We start from the raw sequence: 15,763 nt of genomic DNA, 5'->3' as shown, positions 1-15,763 counted from the left end.
ATGGATATCCGCATAAGAAAAGACATCAATTTGTTGCATAGTGGCAACAAATTGTGTTTTTCTAATGAAACTTATTCATATCTTGAAACGTATTTCCATATATATCCGTCAAATATTAAGATAATCTTTATATTTTTATAAGGGATATCTTCATAAATTATTGTTATGATGTGATTTAAATATGTAATTGGTTTTTGGGAGTGATGAAGATGAGTAAGGTCGTTTATATAGTACTAACGGAGACTGGCTCTCTGTTATCAAAAGCAATTCAATTATATACACAGGAAAATTTTAACCATGTGTCGATTTCATTTGATAAAGAGTTACGTAAAATGTATAGCTTCGGGAGGAAAAGGGAAAATAATCCCTTTATCGGTGGGTTTGTCCATGAGAATCCAGCCTCTAAATTATTAAAAGATGCAAATTGTGCAGTATATGCATGCCCTGTATCAGAAGAACAATTTAGTTTATTAAAAAACATAGTGGAACATTATGAAATTAATAAACATGAATATAAGTATAATTTTATTGGTTTGTTTGGGGTTGCGTGCCGCTTAAAGTTGAGACGAGATAACGCCTTTTTCTGCTCTCAATTTATTGCAACCTTATTTGAACGAGTAGGGCTCTCCCTATGTGGAAAATGCCCATACTTTATGAAACCTACTGACTTTGCAAAGCTACCCTATATGCAATTGCGCTATATAGGCGATGTCAAAAATTATACGCATATTTATCAAACAAAACCTTTGGAGAAAATGCCGGTCTCCACAATTCAATATATCGCTTAATTTTTAACAAATAGAGAAACAAAATATCTCAACTCTTCAAAATGGTCGTCTAAATTGAGATATTTTTTATAGACTTCCATTAGTTTTTCAAAAAGCTCATATTGTTCCGTTGCGAAAAGTGCTTTTAATAAATTACATACATGCTTGGACGTTTCACGAGCAATTTCAAAATATGGGCTTTTTTCATTCTGATAATTGTTAATCCATACTTCCACTGATTGAAGGACATATTGTGGAGAATTATGGACAATATAGGCGATATCTCGTTGGACAGTAGCTTCAATTCGATGCAGTAAATCTTGATCGAAATGTTGGGCATTAAAATACTCATATATACTAATACAAGAGGCAATATCATATTTCTTTAGAAGCGTAATGACTTCATGAAACTGCTGCTTCTGTATAAGTGCCTCAATTAATAGGTAAAATATTTTTTCTAAATAATTTTTATTATACCGTTTTACTAATGTAGCAGGTTCAGGCTTTAGACTTGGTAAAACATCGCTATATTCTACGAGTAATTCAATAGAGTGGTTAATAAGCCGATCTTTATTGATTAAATACTTTCCATACTCGATTACTTTCTCAGTTTCCTTTTCTTTCGAAGCATTTACCGCCAATATATAGGTTAATAGTGTATTTTCCTTTTCCGATAATGCCCATTTTCCTTTTCCCCATGATGCAAAAATCTCTTCTATTAGTGGTTTTATTTTTCGATAATGTCGTTTTCCACCGTTAAAGTGCGTAATTAAATTGAACAAATGCAATTCTTTTAATTGATAAGAGCGAATATTTTCATGATCGACTCTTTGGATTAATTCATTTGTAAGGACAACAGATTGATTTAATGTATGGTGTTGTTGAAGGATGATTTTAAACTGTTGTATTAAATGGGTAGCATCTTGGATTGAATCTAATGGTGCTTGTAAAAAGACAGAGTAGATTTTTTTCGTAAATAGCAGATTCCAAAATTCATTTCGCTTGTTATAGATGGTATGTAAAAGAAACTTTTTGCCGATTTGATACAAATAAATTTTATGTAGTCCACCAACAGGTATATGGATTTTAATATCTTTCCCAAAGACTAAACCTATTAAATTTTCAAATTGAAAGTCATTATGAATGAGTAAGTAATCAAAAATCGATTTTTTACCATGACTAGAGGAAAGAAAAGTGTGCAACCGTTCGTTAGCGTTTTCTAAATCAATTGTTGTGGATTGGAGCACTGAATGTAACAACAAATCTACATCTCCCCAGTATTGCAAAACAGTTGAATAGATCATATTTTGAGCCTGTTCTTTACTAATTAAAATAGAATCTAATTTTAACATAGCGCCATACATGCTAGAATCCATTTCTTTGTCGGTTGGGAATAACGCTTGAATGGCATCCTCAAGAACTTGTCCAACGTTCCCTTTTGTTTTTGCAAGAAGTTGTTCGTCAATCTTTAACATGTATTAGCCTCCCTATAAAGAAAATCCTACAAAGAATATAACAAATTTTCTGATAAGGTTGAATCTAAATTTTATCTTCATTCAGCAAATAACTATTAGCTGAATGAAGATCGAGCCCTAGGCGGAGTCATGCGATTTTGTAAGAAGTGAATTGTGCAAGCACAATTCAAAATCCGGACGCAATTACGCCAAGGCGTAATTGATAAATTAAAAAACGTCTGAAAAGAACCATTTCTTAACCAGACGTTTCTATTATTTCTTACGACTTCCCACAGAGGTAATTGCAGCTAGAATCGTGGCGATATAGACGACCACAGTAAAGATTGTGTTTCCAATAGGTAGTTCACCAGTGTCCATATAAGTTTTTACAAGATTGATTGTAAAAAGGACAGATATAAATAGACAAATATAAAGATGTTTTTTCGTTTTTTTATCTTTCATCTATGTACCTCGAATTATTTTCTAATTATAGCTTATCAAGATGGCGCAACCATCGCAAAGATTTTAGTCTATAATGGAAAATAAGTTAAGAGAGAGTTTGTGAGAGGAACGAAAAAATGAATTATCTATCAATGATTTTCTTCCAAATTGTTGCACCGATTTTAGTATTATTACTGTTCGGTGTTTTATTGCAGAAGAAATTCCAGTTTAATTTAAAAGCAATGTCACAACTAATTACATATTGCTTCATGCCAGTGGCGGTTTTTCTCAATATATATGAGACAACTATTCAAATGGCAGTACTAGGGCAAGTAGCGATATTTATCACACTATTTATTGGGAGTCAAATGCTCATTAGTCACTATATTGCAAAAATACTAGGTCTAAACCGATTAGAATCTGCTGTTTTTAAAAATAGTGTCGTTCTAATTAACTCTGGGAATTATGGAATACCTGTTGCTCAAATGGTATTTGCCACTCAGCCAATAGGGGTAGCAATCCAAGTGATTCTTGTAATTTTTCAAAATATGACAACTTATACGTATGGCTTATATAATTTAATTTCGGCAACAAAATCAGGAATGGAAATTGTAAAAGATTTTTTAAAAATGCCCATTGTCCATGGTCTGATATTAGGGGTTATTTTAAATGTCCTACAGGTGGAGATCCCTCAAACTATCCGAATTCCCCTGGATCATATTTCGGATGGATTTATTGCGGTTGCGTTAATTACATTAGGTGCACAATTATCACAAATTGAAATTAAAACAATGTTAAATAAAACGATTTTAGTTAGTTGTTTTACTAGATTAGTGGTAGGCCCATTAGCAGCATTGGCGATTATTTATCTGTTAGGGATTGATGGCATTGTGGCACAATCATTGTTTATTGCGAGTGCCTTTCCTACATCAAGAAATAGTTCCAGCCTAGCGTTAGAGTATGATGTTGACTCCAATACAGCGGCACAAACCGTTTTATTTTCGACAATTGTAAGTTGTATTACAGTAACCGTTGTGATCTACTTTTCAACAATATTATTTGTTTAATAAAGAGACTCCAAAACTACGAAGAGGATGGTTTTGGAGTTTTTTATATGGTTTGTGTAAGGGGAGGGGAGAAAAGAAAAAACGCCTTGTATTCCGATTCGTGTGTCGAAATACAAGGCGCTTGGATTGGATATCAATGATGTAACTTTACAACAAGTTAAAGCTCAAACTATGAGACTAGTAAATTATTGACCTACTTTTGCAAGGTAAGGGTTTGAAAGGTCCATACCATCTAAAGTTAGACCAAGAGCTTTTGCTACACCTTCACCATATGCTGGATCAGCTAAGTAGCAGTGTAAGATGTGACGACGTTGGATAAACTCTTCAACACCTTGTAAGTTTGCAGCAGTATTGTCGAATAGACGTTGTTTTTCTTCTGCTGTCATTAAGTTAAATAATTTACCTGGTTGTTCGAAGTAATTGTTGTCATCTTCACGGAAGTCATAGATGCCAGCGCCACCATCAAGCTCTAATACAGGCTCTTTTAATTCTGGGTTGTGTTCCCATTCACCATAGCTATTTGGTTCGTAGCTTAACGTGCTTCCTAAGTTGCCATCAAAGCGCATTGCACCATCGCGGTGGAATGAACGGAATGGGCATTTAGGAGCGTTTACTGGTAATAAGTAATGGTTTACACCTAAACGATAGCGTTGTGCATCTGCATAAGCAAAGATGCGCGCTTGTAACATACGGTCAGGTGAGAAGCTAATACCAGGTACAATGTTTGAAGGAGCGAATGCAGCTTGTTCAATTTCTGCAAAGTAGTTATCAGGGTTTTTGTTTAATTCAAATTCACCAACTGGAATCAGTGGGAAGTCTTTTTTGTACCAAACTTTTGTTAAGTCAAATGGATTGTATGGTAATTGTTTTGCTTGTTCTTCTGTCATCACTTGGATGTACATTTTCCATTTAGGGAAGTCGCCTTTTTCAATTGCTTCGTAAAGGTCACGTTGAGAAGATTCACGGTCTTTACCGATTACTTCTGCTGCTTCAGCCTCTGTTAAGTTTTTAATACCTTGTTCTGTACGGAAGTGGAATTTCACCCATACGCGCTCATTTTCAGCGTTGATGAAGCTATATGTGTGAGAACCGAATCCATGCATATTTCGGTAACCAGTTGGAATACCACGATCACTCATTACGATTGTTACTTGGTGTAATGCCTCTGGTAATGAAGTCCAGAAATCCCAGTTGCTATTTGCGTTATGCATATTTGTGCGTGGGTCACGTTTTACAACATGGTTTAAGTCTGTGAAATGTAAAGGATCACGGAAGAAGAATACAGGTGTATTGTTACCTACTAAGTCCCAGTTACCTTCCTCTGTGTAGAATTTTAGTGAGAAACCGCGAATATCGCGTTCAGCGTCTGCTGCACCACGTTCACCAGCTACTGTTGAGAAACGAGCTACTAAAGGTGTTTGTTTACCAACTTCAGAGAAAATTTTTGCTTTAGTATATTTTGTAATATCATGAGTTACAGTAAAAGTACCAAATGCACCAGAACCTTTTGCGTGCATACGACGTTCAGGAATAACTTCACGATTAAAGTTTGCTAATTTTTCTACTAACCAAACGTCTTGAAGTAAAAGTGGTCCACGTTTTCCAGCAGACATCGAGTCATGGTTACTTACTACTGGAGCACCACCAGCTGTTGTAAAACGACGGCTTTTATCATTAGTCATTGTATTACCTCCTATAAATGAAAAACTCTTCATAAGTAACTATAACAAATCTAAATCATAATTTCTACTAAATTATAATGATTCTTTTTAAGAAATTTTTCTTTTTGTAGGTTTTCATAGTTTTAAGGTTATTAATAGGGCTAATTACAAATGTGTTTTAAATGTAGAAATGTCGAAATGTGTTGTAATGTCGCATAATATCTGCATTCCTTTTAAATGAGGGAAATAAATTTCAAACTTAAAATACAATAGATTTATTAAATTTTATAAAAATATTATATGAAAAAATACTTATTCTTTCATATAAAAAAGACTCTTATTGAAAAAATGCTATTATAATTGAAAATGAAAGTGTTAAATGTTTATTAAGAAAATGGGGAAACAATTAAGAATATAGAACTTATACCGAAAGTAATTGAAGTGATGAAATAGAAAGGACTTAGTAAAATTGGAATTAACACTAACTTTTATTATTTTAGGAATTACGATACTAATGTTCGTTACAAATAAAGTGAGGGGAGATCTTGTTGCTTTACTTGCTTTGCTTGCATTTGTAGTGGTTGGAATTTTAACACCAGCCGAAGCGTTAGCCGGTTTTTCAAATTCGGTTGTTATTATGATTGCGGCGTTATTTGTAGTAGGTGCCGGATTATTAAGAACAGGATTAGCAGGGATGGCAGGAAAGCTACTATTAAAATGGTCGGGTGATAATGAATTAAAATTATTTGTATTACTTCTTATTATCGTTGCAACAGTCGGGGCATTTATGAGTAATACGGGTACGGTTGCTTTAATGCTTCCGATTGTTGTGAGTATTGCCATGAGCATTCAGGTAAGTCCATCAAAATTTTTACTCCCACTTTCATATATAGCGAGTATGTCAGGGCTTATGACTTTAATTGCATCACCAACCAATTTAATCGTCAGCCAAACATTAGTGGATAATGGTTTTGATAAGTTAGGCTTTTTTTCTATTACCCCAATAGGAATTATTGCAACGATTACTGTAATTATTTATTTAGTCATTGTTCGCAATAAATTACTACCTAACGAAAAGAGTCGTATTAATACGGATGCAGGTTACAAATTGTCTCCTAAAAAAATTGTACAAAACTACCATTTGAATGACCGTTTATTTTTGATTAATGTACCGGAAACCTCAACGATTATTGATCGGCCATTAGCGGATTTAAAGCTCCCTGCAAAATATCAAATATATATTATGAATATTCATCGTCATCAACCGGATGGCAGAAAATTAATGCCTGTAACCTATCAAGAAATGGCAGGTCCATCGAGTATTATCCACCCTGAAGATGAGTTGTACGTCCAAGGAGATAAGCAAGATGTTTTAAAGTTTGTAGAAGAATATGGGTTGGATATTAAAACGATTACTGAAGAAGATGCAGGTGTTTTAATTTCTAAACAAATTGGTGTTGCAGAAGTATTGTTAACACCCCAATCGCGTTTAATTGGAGCAACTGTTAGCAATATAGGATTTCGTGAAAAGTACAATTTGAATATTTTAGGGATTAACCAAAAAGGGGAGTATTTATTAGAAAATATGGCCTCTAAAAAATTACGTTTTGGGGACGCCATTTTAGTACAAGGTTCTTGGGATGAAATTGATCTTTTATCAAAGGAAACCCATGATGTCGTTGTTGTCGGTCAACCAAAAGAACATGCAGGTTTAGCAGCAGCTACTGGGAAAGCACCACTTGCTGGAATAGTTCTACTACTAATGGTGGGGTTAATGGTGTTTGAAGTGTTTGATGCGGTGATTGCGGTTTTAATCGGTGCTGTTCTAATGATCATCACAGGGTGCTTGCGAAATATGGATGATGCTTACGGAAAAATTAATTTTGAAAGTATTGTGCTAGTAGCTGCAATGCTCCCAATGGCAACAGCTCTCCAAAAAACAGGTGGAATGACGCTTCTTTCCGATGGGATTATTGAAACACTCGGTAGATTTGGCCCCTATGGTGTATTAATAGGGATCTACTTAATTACGATTATTTTTGGTCAATTTGTAAGTAATACAGCGACTGCGGTATTATTTGCACCAATTGCATTAAATGCAGCACTTTTAATGAATGCAAATCCTTCCACCTACATGATTGCAGTTGCGGCTGCAGCAGGAATGGCCTTTGCAACACCAATTGCCTCGCCAACCAATTCTTTAGTATTAACGGCTGGTGGCTATAAATTTATGGATTTTGTACGAGTAGGCGTACCATTACAAATCGTTATGTTTGTTGTCATGATGGTGGTCATTCCACTCATTTATCCATTTTAAATTAAAAAGATAGTTTCCTTTGACTAACTCGTTCAGTTCAGTGGTACAAACATACGAAATAGCATTTAAATTAGCATCAAAATTGACATGTAAATTAGCACAGCAATTGACCTTGTAATTAGCAATCTATTTAACAAAGTAAAAGGACATAGCTTGTTTTAAACAAACTACGTCCTTTTATCATTGTTAGAGATTCTGATATTGAACTACAGCCCCGTTAGTGGAATAAGTTAGTTTTTTATAACTGTAAACTCATAGTAACTGTTCTAATGCCAAATCCCATTTTTTCATACAATTTAATTGCATGATTCCCTGCAAATGCACTTAAACGGATTTCTGAGTAACCATCTTTTTTTAGATGGTCAATACCAGCTTGCATTAACAGCTTGGAAATCCCATTACCTCTAAATTCTTTTAATACAAATAATTCGTAAATAAATCCATTCATAATATCAGTAAATTGGTCCTTGCTTTTCCCTATAAGAATCCATCCCAATAATTTTTCTCCTTCTGTTGCTATTAAATAATAGCTACCCTTTTCTAAAAGTGGTTTAACAAGTTGGTCAATTTTTTCTTTCGTAGGTTCTACTTCACCCAATGTGCCATCAAAAACAGCTTGTGGAGAAAGTGATAACACCTTTTCTAGTTCAAAATCATTAGGTTTTCTAATATCCATTAATTGAATCAGTCCTTTAATCTCTTTTTATTCAGTTTCGCATAATATCTCAATAATTCTTTTCTAAAGACTATAATTAAATTGAATTCTTCTTGTACTAACCTACCCTGTTAGTTGGACAAGTAAAATTTTAACATTTCATCTATACTATACAATTATCTAATAAATATTCCAAAAATATATCTCAAAAAATTCGTCTTAAATGCTATTCCAAGTCTTTGAGAGGATGTCTTTAACGTATCTTTTAACGTAACAATCAACAACCTGATTGGCATGTATTTATTACATTACAATAATTGTTGCTATCTTGATTTCTTGCTTGCTAATTGGGATGTTAAAAATGCTATGAATTCACTAATAATGCTTATATATCAATAAAAAATAGACTGCTAATTAGGAATCTGTTTATATGTTTAATTTTCGTTTTGTACCAGACAACTGAACAGGTTATTCCTTTGACGGGAGCTGTCTTTTTTCATGCTACTGAGATTAGGCGTTGTGGTAGATTAATCTTTTTGAAAACTTTAAGTCATATATGTAAAATACATCTTTTTCGAGTACCCAATTTTGTTGCGCAATCATTTTCAAGTCCTCAGAATGAAAGTGAGGGAGGAATCGAAATGAATTTGCAAGAGACAGAACAATTTCTAACCCAATTCCAACAAGAGACCGGTTTAAGTCATGAATGGTATGAAAATAGATTAACTGAAATAAAAAACGCCAATACATATATTCCAACAACTGAGGAGCTAGTGTTTGGTGCACGGGTTGCTTGGCGAAATAGCAATCGGTGCATTGGTCGCCTTTTTTGGCAGTCGTTACAAGTGTTTGATGAGCGGCATTTAGAAATGGAAGAGGACATATTTGAAGCACTTCTACGCCATATTGATTTTGCAACAAACGACGGAAAGATTCGACCTGCCATCACTGTATTTAAAGAGAATGAGGTTCGCATTTGGAATTACCAATTAATTCGTTATGCTGGTTATGAAACGGAAGATGGAATCGTTGGAGATTCAAGCTCTATAAAGTTTACGGAAATTTGCCAACAACTTGGATGGAAGGGGGAGGGGACACATTTTGATGTCTTACCACTCGTAATCCAAATAAATGACCAACAGCCGAAATTCTTTGATATTCCGAAAAGTCATGTATTAGAAGTATCGATTCGTCATCCGCAAATCGAATCGTTTTCAGAATTGAATTTGAAATGGTATGGAGTTCCAATAGTATCGAATATGAAGTTTAGTTGTGGGGGTATTGAATATCTTGCTGCGCCATTTAATGGTTGGTATATGGGGACGGAAATCGGTGCGCGGAATTTTGCAGACGCCGATCGATACAATATGCTACCAAAAGTAGCGGAACTTATGGGGTTAGATACGAAAACGAACATATCCCTTTGGAAGGACCGCGCACTAGTAGAGTTGAATTTAGCCGTCCTACATTCCTTTAAGGAAGACGGCGTTAGTATAGTTGATCATCATACCGCGGCACAGCAGTTTAAATTGTTTGAACAGCAAGAAGAGGAAAGTAAGCGACAAGTAACGGGGAACTGGACATGGCTTATTCCACCCGTATCTCCAGCAACAACACATATCTTCCACAAGCCGATTGCTAACATTATTAAAAAACCAAATTACTTTTACCAAAAAGAACCATTTTAAATTACTGGTACAAAATAAGAATAAACGCATAAATAGACTGCTAGAATGACAAGTAGCAGTCTTTTCTAATCCTAATAAATTTTGGAAACTCGCTGGGATTTTATTGTAAAATGATAAGGATAGCTTGAATTAATGGGGTGAGAAAAAATGATAGATTTGAGAAATAAACCGACGATTGTTGGAGAGAAAATTATTCTAAGACCTTTTAAAGTAGAAGAGGACTTTCCTTATTTAGAAGAATGCTTAAAGGATCCTGAGGTTTTAAAATTTACAGGGGCTTCACACACATTCAATCAAGAAGAGATTATCAAATGGTACACTACAAGAAATGAACAAATCGATCGTTTAGATCTGGCCATTATTGATAAATCTACAAATACTTTGATTGGAGAAGTCGTAATCAATTTATACGATAATAAAAATCAAAGTATGAATTTTAGAATACTTATTGGACCTAGAGGTAGGAATCGAGGGTTGGGTACGGAAGTTACTCAATTAATAGTCGATTATGTTTTTATGAATACGAGCCTGAATGAATTAACTTTGAGCGTTTTTGCTTTTAATCCGAGAGCTATAAAAGTATATGAAAAAGTAGGATTCGATGTAGTGAGTATCGACAAAAATCAGTTAGAGTTTGAAGGAGCATGGATAGATTCTATCAATATGAAATTGACAAGAGAAAATTGGATAAAACAACATGAAAATAAACCAGTAGATAGCTAACTTCCAATCCATTTAGAAAGACAGTGGCAGAGTAGCTCTTGCATAATTTAAATAGTTAACAATTTAGCGCGATTCCAACAGTGTGAATCTGCGCTTTTTTAGTCCTAGATTAGTTTTCGTTAATGACTGAGTATGGTGTGCCAACAATTGTAAAATACTAATTCGTTGAAGAAAAGGCGAGTTCGTTATAAAATGTTAATGTACAAAAATATCTTGAATTCGAGATATTTTTGTTGTACGTTATTACTTGAGTTGTAAAGTCATAATAATAAACGGCGTATTGAGGGGAACTATGGCTAGTAAACTGAAATAGAGGAGAAATGATCAATGTATAAAATTCCAGGTCATCATCACATCTCAATGATCACAAAAAACGCAAGCCAAAATAATCATTTTTATCGGAAAGTGTTAGGTTTACGTCGTGTGAAAGTAACGGTTAATCAAGACGATCCATCAATGTATCACTTATTTTTTGGAGATAAAACAGGCAGCCCAGGTACGGAATTGTCCTTTTTTGAAATTCCACTAGTAGGCAAAACATATCGAGGTACCAATGCGATTACTAAAATTGGGTTACTTGTGCCGACAGTCGATAGTTTATTGTATTGGCAATCACGCTTTGAGGATTTCGGTGTAAAGCACGGTCAGATTACGAAGTATGCGAATCACACGGCCTTACTTTTTGAGGATCCAGAAGGGTTACGGATGGCACTTCTTGTTTCAAATGGAGCGAAGATAGCGCATTGGGAAACGTGGGAAAAATCAGGGGTGCCAGTTGAACATCAAATTCAAGGAATGGGTACAGTTGAAATAACGGTGCGAAGACTTGATAAACTTGCCAATACACTAACAGGTCTGTTTGGCTACAAAGAGGTAAGTCGTACAGAGAAGTCCGCAATTTTCCAATCAATTGAGGGAGAGATGTTTGGAGAAATTATCGTTAATTCTTTAGATGGTCCTTCCGAAAAACCGGGTCGTGGCAGCATCCATCATTTAGCCATTCGAGTAAAAAATGATGAAGAGCTGGCATTTTGGGATGAACAAGTACGAGCGCGTGGCTTCCATTCATCGGGTATCGTGGATCGCTTCTACTTTAAAAGTTTATACTTCCGTGAATCGAACGGTATTCTGTTTGAAATTGCAACGGATGGCCCAGGCTTTACTGCTGATGGGGATGATATTGACACTTTAGGTGAAAAATTATTGTTACCACCATTTTTAGAAGACCGCCGAGTTGAAATTGAAAAAAATCTAAAGCCGATTGAAGAGTATTAATCAAACTAAAGTTGCGTTTGTTCAGGTTGAACCTTTGTATCATAATAAGAAAAGAACAAGGGGCAATTTTCTAAAATGAAAAGGCAACCTTGTTCTTTATAATTTAGAAGGCTTAATTTTACTTTTCTTACCGTTTTTTTAAAATCATCTCAATTAATTCATCACGATTAATTAAATAAACATCATTGGCTTCCGCTAACTTTTCCGCTTGCTTCGTAAAATAACTATTGGTTACAACCCAAGCTTGTGAGGCATCGTACATTTTTAAAGCGCCGATAATCTCTTGTACCGCTTTTACCCCAACAGATCCGGAATACCGTTTCGCTTGAACGGCAATAACTTCATTGCGATCCTTTAAAATTAAATCGGCACCGTAATCACCAGATGTTTTCGTAAAGGCTACTTTAAATCCACGTTTTCTAAAAAGTACACCTAAATACTGTTCAAATTCTTCGCCAGTCATCGTATCAATCTGCTTTATGCCGGCTTTTCGAAGTTTTGCATAGCCTCTTGTTTTGCGCCAAATTTTAAAACTGAGCACAAGGAAAATGAAAAGAACAATCGACGCAATAGTCCCGTTTTTTGTACCGGTATAGTACCAACCTATGTATCCAACAAGCGCTAATAGCAAAAATGGAAATAATCGAATTCGTGATTTTTTTATTTTTTTGCGCTTTCGCAAAATCGTTAACCCCTTTTATCTACAACGTTAACAACATTGTATCACAAAAGGGGTACGTATGTTTGTGTTGGGGTTAACTTAGATATAACTTTCTTTTGAGCTCATGTAGGCAGATATAAGTAGAACAATCGTTGCCACAATAAATAGCCAAATTGGTAAGTTCCAACTACCTGTAGCGTCATGTAAATACCCGAATAGAACGGGGCCAACTGCTGCAAGTAAATATCCTACTGATTGAGCAAAGCCTGAAATTTGAGCTGCTTCATAGGCTGTTCTTGTTCGTAAAGTGAAGAGCATCAAACAAAGACCAAATGATGCGCCCCCAGCAAGGCCTAATAAAACCATCCACAAAAAGGCTAAATTCGTCCATTCAAATAACAGTCCAGCAAACCCGAATAAATAACAAACAGTAAAGAAGATGACAATTGGTCGTTGTGATTTTAGTTTTTCAGCAAGAATGGGAATTATAAATGTCATAGGAATTTGGGCATATGTCATAACGGATGTCATCAACCCAGCGCCTGTTTCACTATAACCTTGTGAAATTAATATTTCAGGAAGCCATGTTGTGGAACAGTAGAAGAGAATAGACTGAAATCCCATCGCAATGGCAATCATCCAAGCTAAAGGTGACTTCCAAAGTTTCGTTTCTTCCTTTGTTGAATCAGATGAACTAAGAGAACTTAAATCAACCTTTTCTCCACGCAGTAGTGGTATCCATACAACTAAAGTAATGAGCGTTAAAATAACAGAGAAAGCCAATGCTCCTTGCCAACCAAAAGTAGGATTTGAAGCGATTGGATTACTGATTCCTATAGAAACACCTGCAGAAACGTTCATTGCTACAGTATAGATCCCTGTTAAAAGACCAATATGATAAGGATATTTAAGTTTAAAGAACCCTTGCATTAGGACATTCCCAAAAGATATAGCAATACCGATTAAAGCCGTTCCAAAAATTAATAAAGAAACTGTACCTAATGACCGTAAAACTATGCCAATCGTGAGCAAAATAACAGAATAAAATAACGTTTTCTCCATTCCAAACATACGTGAAACGCGCGGGGCAAAAGGAGATACGATGGCAAATGCTAATAGTGGAATGGTCGTTAGAAACCCGGCTAGAACATTGGATATTCCGAGTCCTTCTCGTATGTCAGATATAATTGGCCCAACTGCAGTAATGGGCGTTCGAAGCGTTGTTGCAAAAAAGATGATGGCAATAATAAAAAGAATGGTTGAAGTAGAACTGAAAAAACCTTTTTTCTGGTTTGTCGTCTTAATTGTCGCCATTTAGAAGCCTCCAGGAAAGTCTGTTTTAATGCTCAAAAAAAGATGTATGAGCCAATGATAATCATACAACTTCTTTTAAAATTAGGGTAGCGAAGTAAATCATCATCTTCTTTATTATTTGCATGTTAATTAAAATCGATGTAAATTTGTTAGTTGGGCACAATGTATATATGAAGGAGAAGACAACATGAGTGACACAGAAAATAATAATCATCCTAGCAATGAGCTCAAAAGAGGGTTGAAAAGTCGCCACATCGCCATGATTTCCCTCGGCGGTACCATTGGAACAGGTTTGTTTTTAGCAAGCGGTGCTTCCATTGCACAAGCAGGTCCAGGAGGGGCATTAGTAGCATACGCTTTAATTGGCGCAATGGTTTACTTTTTAATGACAAGCCTTGGTGAAATGGCAGCATACATGCCAACATCAGGTTCATTTAGTACGTATGCAACAAAATTTGTTGATCCAGCATTCGGTTTTGCAATGGGCTGGAATTATTGGTATAACTGGGCTATTACCATTGCTGCAGAAATTTCAGCGGTGACGCTCATTATGAAATATTGGTTTCCAGATAGTTCGTCAGCGATTTGGACAATCTTATTTATTGCCATTGTTCTAACATTTAATTTACTTTCTGTTGGCGCATACGGTGAAAGTGAATATTGGTTTGCCATGATTAAAGTAGTAACAGTCATTGTATTTATTATTGTTTCGTTTTTAATGATTTTTGGCATACTAGGTGGCAATGACCCAATTGGATTTGAAAACTTTTTTGCAGGAGATGCTCCATTTAACGGTGGATTCTTAGCGATTTTTGGAATCTTTTTAGCAGCAGGATTTTCATTTCAAGGAACAGAGCTTTTAGGAGTTACAGCTGGTGAGACAGATGATCCAGGAAAGAACATACCAAAAGCTGTTCGCTCCGTATTTTGGCGTATTTTACTGTTTTATATATTTGCAATTCTGGCTATTGGTTTATTAATTCCATATACAGATCCACGTTTATTATCAGAGGATGTGGCTGTTTCCCCATTTACATTAGTTTTTGATAAATTAGGAATCGCCTTTGCTGCGTCTGTGATGAATGCCATTATTTTAACGGCGATGCTATCTGCTGGTAATTCAGGACTTTATGCATCATCTCGTATGTTATGGCAATTGGCGGTAGATGGAAAAGCACCGAAAATTTTTGCGAAACTAAGTCGCCGTGGAATCCCTGTCTATGCTTTACTAGCTACGTTAGCAGTAGGGTGTTTAGCGTTTTTATCCTCATTCTTTGGGGATGGTGTTGTATATATGTGGTTATTAAATGCATCGGGGTTATCTGGATTTATTGCGTGGGTTGGGATCGCAGTGAGTCACTATCGCTTCCGAAAAGCTTTTATCGCACAAGGAAAAGAGTTATCCCTACTGCCATATAAAGCACGTTGGTACCCATTTGGACCACTATTTGCTCTTATAGTTTGTTTAATCGTAATTATTGGTCAAAATTATACAGCTTTCCTTGGTGGCACCATTGATTGGTATGGCGTGGCCGTATCCTATATTGGTATTCCTTTATTTTTAGTGCTTTGGATAGGATATAAAGTTAAACATAAATCAAAAGTTGTTTCTTTAAAAGAATGTGATTTAGATTAAATAAAGGGGATATCCAGAAAGCACTACACTTTCTGGATATCTATGTATCGTTAAAAAGCTGTGCTCCTGCGGTAGTAACAATAAATTGTCACTATCCTCGTCGA

Annotated in this window: 13 protein-coding genes; 7 read left to right on the top strand and 6 right to left on the bottom strand. The window is 35.4% G+C overall.

Annotation, left to right across the window (positions count from 1 at the left end; genetic code table 11):
• The first annotated feature begins 209 nt into the window (after positions 1-209).
• Positions 210-788, top strand: coding sequence for a hypothetical protein (locus EK386_RS14245; protein WP_126659850.1), 579 nt, complete (start codon positions 210-212; stop codon positions 786-788).
• On the opposite strand, the gene EK386_RS14240 is transcribed toward EK386_RS14245, so the two are convergent.
• Together EK386_RS14240 and EK386_RS14235 are read right to left on the bottom strand one after the other, a co-directional pair.
• A complete protein-coding gene (locus EK386_RS14240) occupies positions 785-2,242 on the bottom strand; it encodes a hypothetical protein (protein ID WP_126659849.1) in 1,458 nt (485 codons plus the stop codon). The genes EK386_RS14245 and EK386_RS14240 overlap by 4 nt on opposite strands.
• A 252-nt stretch (positions 2,243-2,494) precedes the next feature.
• A complete protein-coding gene (locus EK386_RS14235; RefSeq protein WP_126659848.1) occupies positions 2,495-2,683 on the bottom strand; it encodes a hypothetical protein in 189 nt (62 codons plus the stop codon).
• A gap of 116 nt (positions 2,684-2,799) precedes the next feature.
• Between EK386_RS14235 and EK386_RS14230 the strand changes: the two genes are divergently transcribed.
• Positions 2,800-3,729, top strand: a complete 930-nt coding sequence (locus tag EK386_RS14230) for an AEC family transporter (RefSeq protein WP_126659847.1) — start codon at positions 2,800-2,802, stop codon at positions 3,727-3,729.
• 185 nt (positions 3,730-3,914) lie between these two features.
• Here EK386_RS14230 and EK386_RS14225 read toward each other — a convergent pair whose 3' ends face one another.
• Entirely contained in the window at positions 3,915-5,411 is a 1,497-nt protein-coding gene (locus tag EK386_RS14225) for a catalase (RefSeq protein ID WP_126659846.1), read from the bottom strand.
• A gap of 448 nt (positions 5,412-5,859) precedes the next feature.
• Here EK386_RS14225 and EK386_RS14220 point away from each other — a divergent pair, with 448 nt between their 5' ends.
• Positions 5,860-7,707 (top strand): SLC13 family permease, encoded by a 1,848-nt coding sequence (locus EK386_RS14220; protein ID WP_126659845.1) that lies wholly within the window; start codon positions 5,860-5,862, stop codon positions 7,705-7,707.
• A 238-nt stretch (positions 7,708-7,945) separates the two neighbouring features.
• Here the strand turns inward: EK386_RS14220 and EK386_RS14215 are convergent, their stop codons facing one another.
• Complete coding sequence (locus EK386_RS14215) at positions 7,946-8,383, bottom strand: GNAT family N-acetyltransferase (RefSeq protein WP_126659844.1); 438 nt, start codon at positions 8,381-8,383, stop codon at positions 7,946-7,948.
• A gap of 620 nt (positions 8,384-9,003) precedes the next feature.
• On the opposite strand from EK386_RS14215, the gene EK386_RS14210 reads away from it, so the two are divergent.
• From EK386_RS14210 to EK386_RS14200, 3 genes are all read left to right on the top strand, one after another.
• Positions 9,004-10,050 carry a nitric oxide synthase oxygenase gene (locus tag EK386_RS14210; protein ID WP_126659843.1) on the top strand — a complete coding sequence of 349 codons (1,047 nt, stop codon included), beginning with the start codon at positions 9,004-9,006 and terminating at the stop codon, positions 10,048-10,050.
• Positions 10,051-10,197: 147 nt separating this feature from the next.
• Positions 10,198-10,773: a GNAT family N-acetyltransferase gene (locus EK386_RS14205; RefSeq protein WP_126659842.1), complete on the top strand. Its 576-nt coding sequence runs from the start codon at positions 10,198-10,200 to the stop codon at positions 10,771-10,773.
• 327 nt (positions 10,774-11,100) lie between these two features.
• Positions 11,101-12,048 carry a ring-cleaving dioxygenase gene (locus EK386_RS14200; protein WP_126659841.1) on the top strand — a complete coding sequence of 316 codons (948 nt, stop codon included), beginning with the start codon at positions 11,101-11,103 and terminating at the stop codon, positions 12,046-12,048.
• 127 nt (positions 12,049-12,175) lie between these two features.
• Here the strand turns inward: EK386_RS14200 and EK386_RS14195 are convergent, their stop codons facing one another.
• A complete protein-coding gene (locus EK386_RS14195) occupies positions 12,176-12,730 on the bottom strand; it encodes a restriction endonuclease (protein WP_126659840.1) in 555 nt (184 codons plus the stop codon).
• Between the two features lie 78 nt (positions 12,731-12,808).
• Entirely contained in the window at positions 12,809-14,023 is a 1,215-nt protein-coding gene (locus EK386_RS14190; RefSeq protein WP_126659839.1) for a CynX/NimT family MFS transporter, read from the bottom strand.
• 187 nt (positions 14,024-14,210) lie between these two features.
• Here EK386_RS14190 and EK386_RS14185 point away from each other — a divergent pair, with 187 nt between their 5' ends.
• A complete protein-coding gene (locus tag EK386_RS14185; RefSeq protein ID WP_126659838.1) occupies positions 14,211-15,659 on the top strand; it encodes an amino acid permease in 1,449 nt (482 codons plus the stop codon).
• The last annotated feature ends 104 nt before the right edge of the window (positions 15,660-15,763 follow it).

Source organism: Lysinibacillus antri (assembly GCF_003977595.1).
GTDB lineage: Bacteria > Bacillota > Bacilli > Bacillales_A > Planococcaceae > Ureibacillus > Ureibacillus antri.
The sequence above is the reverse complement of the archived record's forward strand: the minus strand, read 5'-3'. Positions and strand labels throughout refer to the sequence as shown.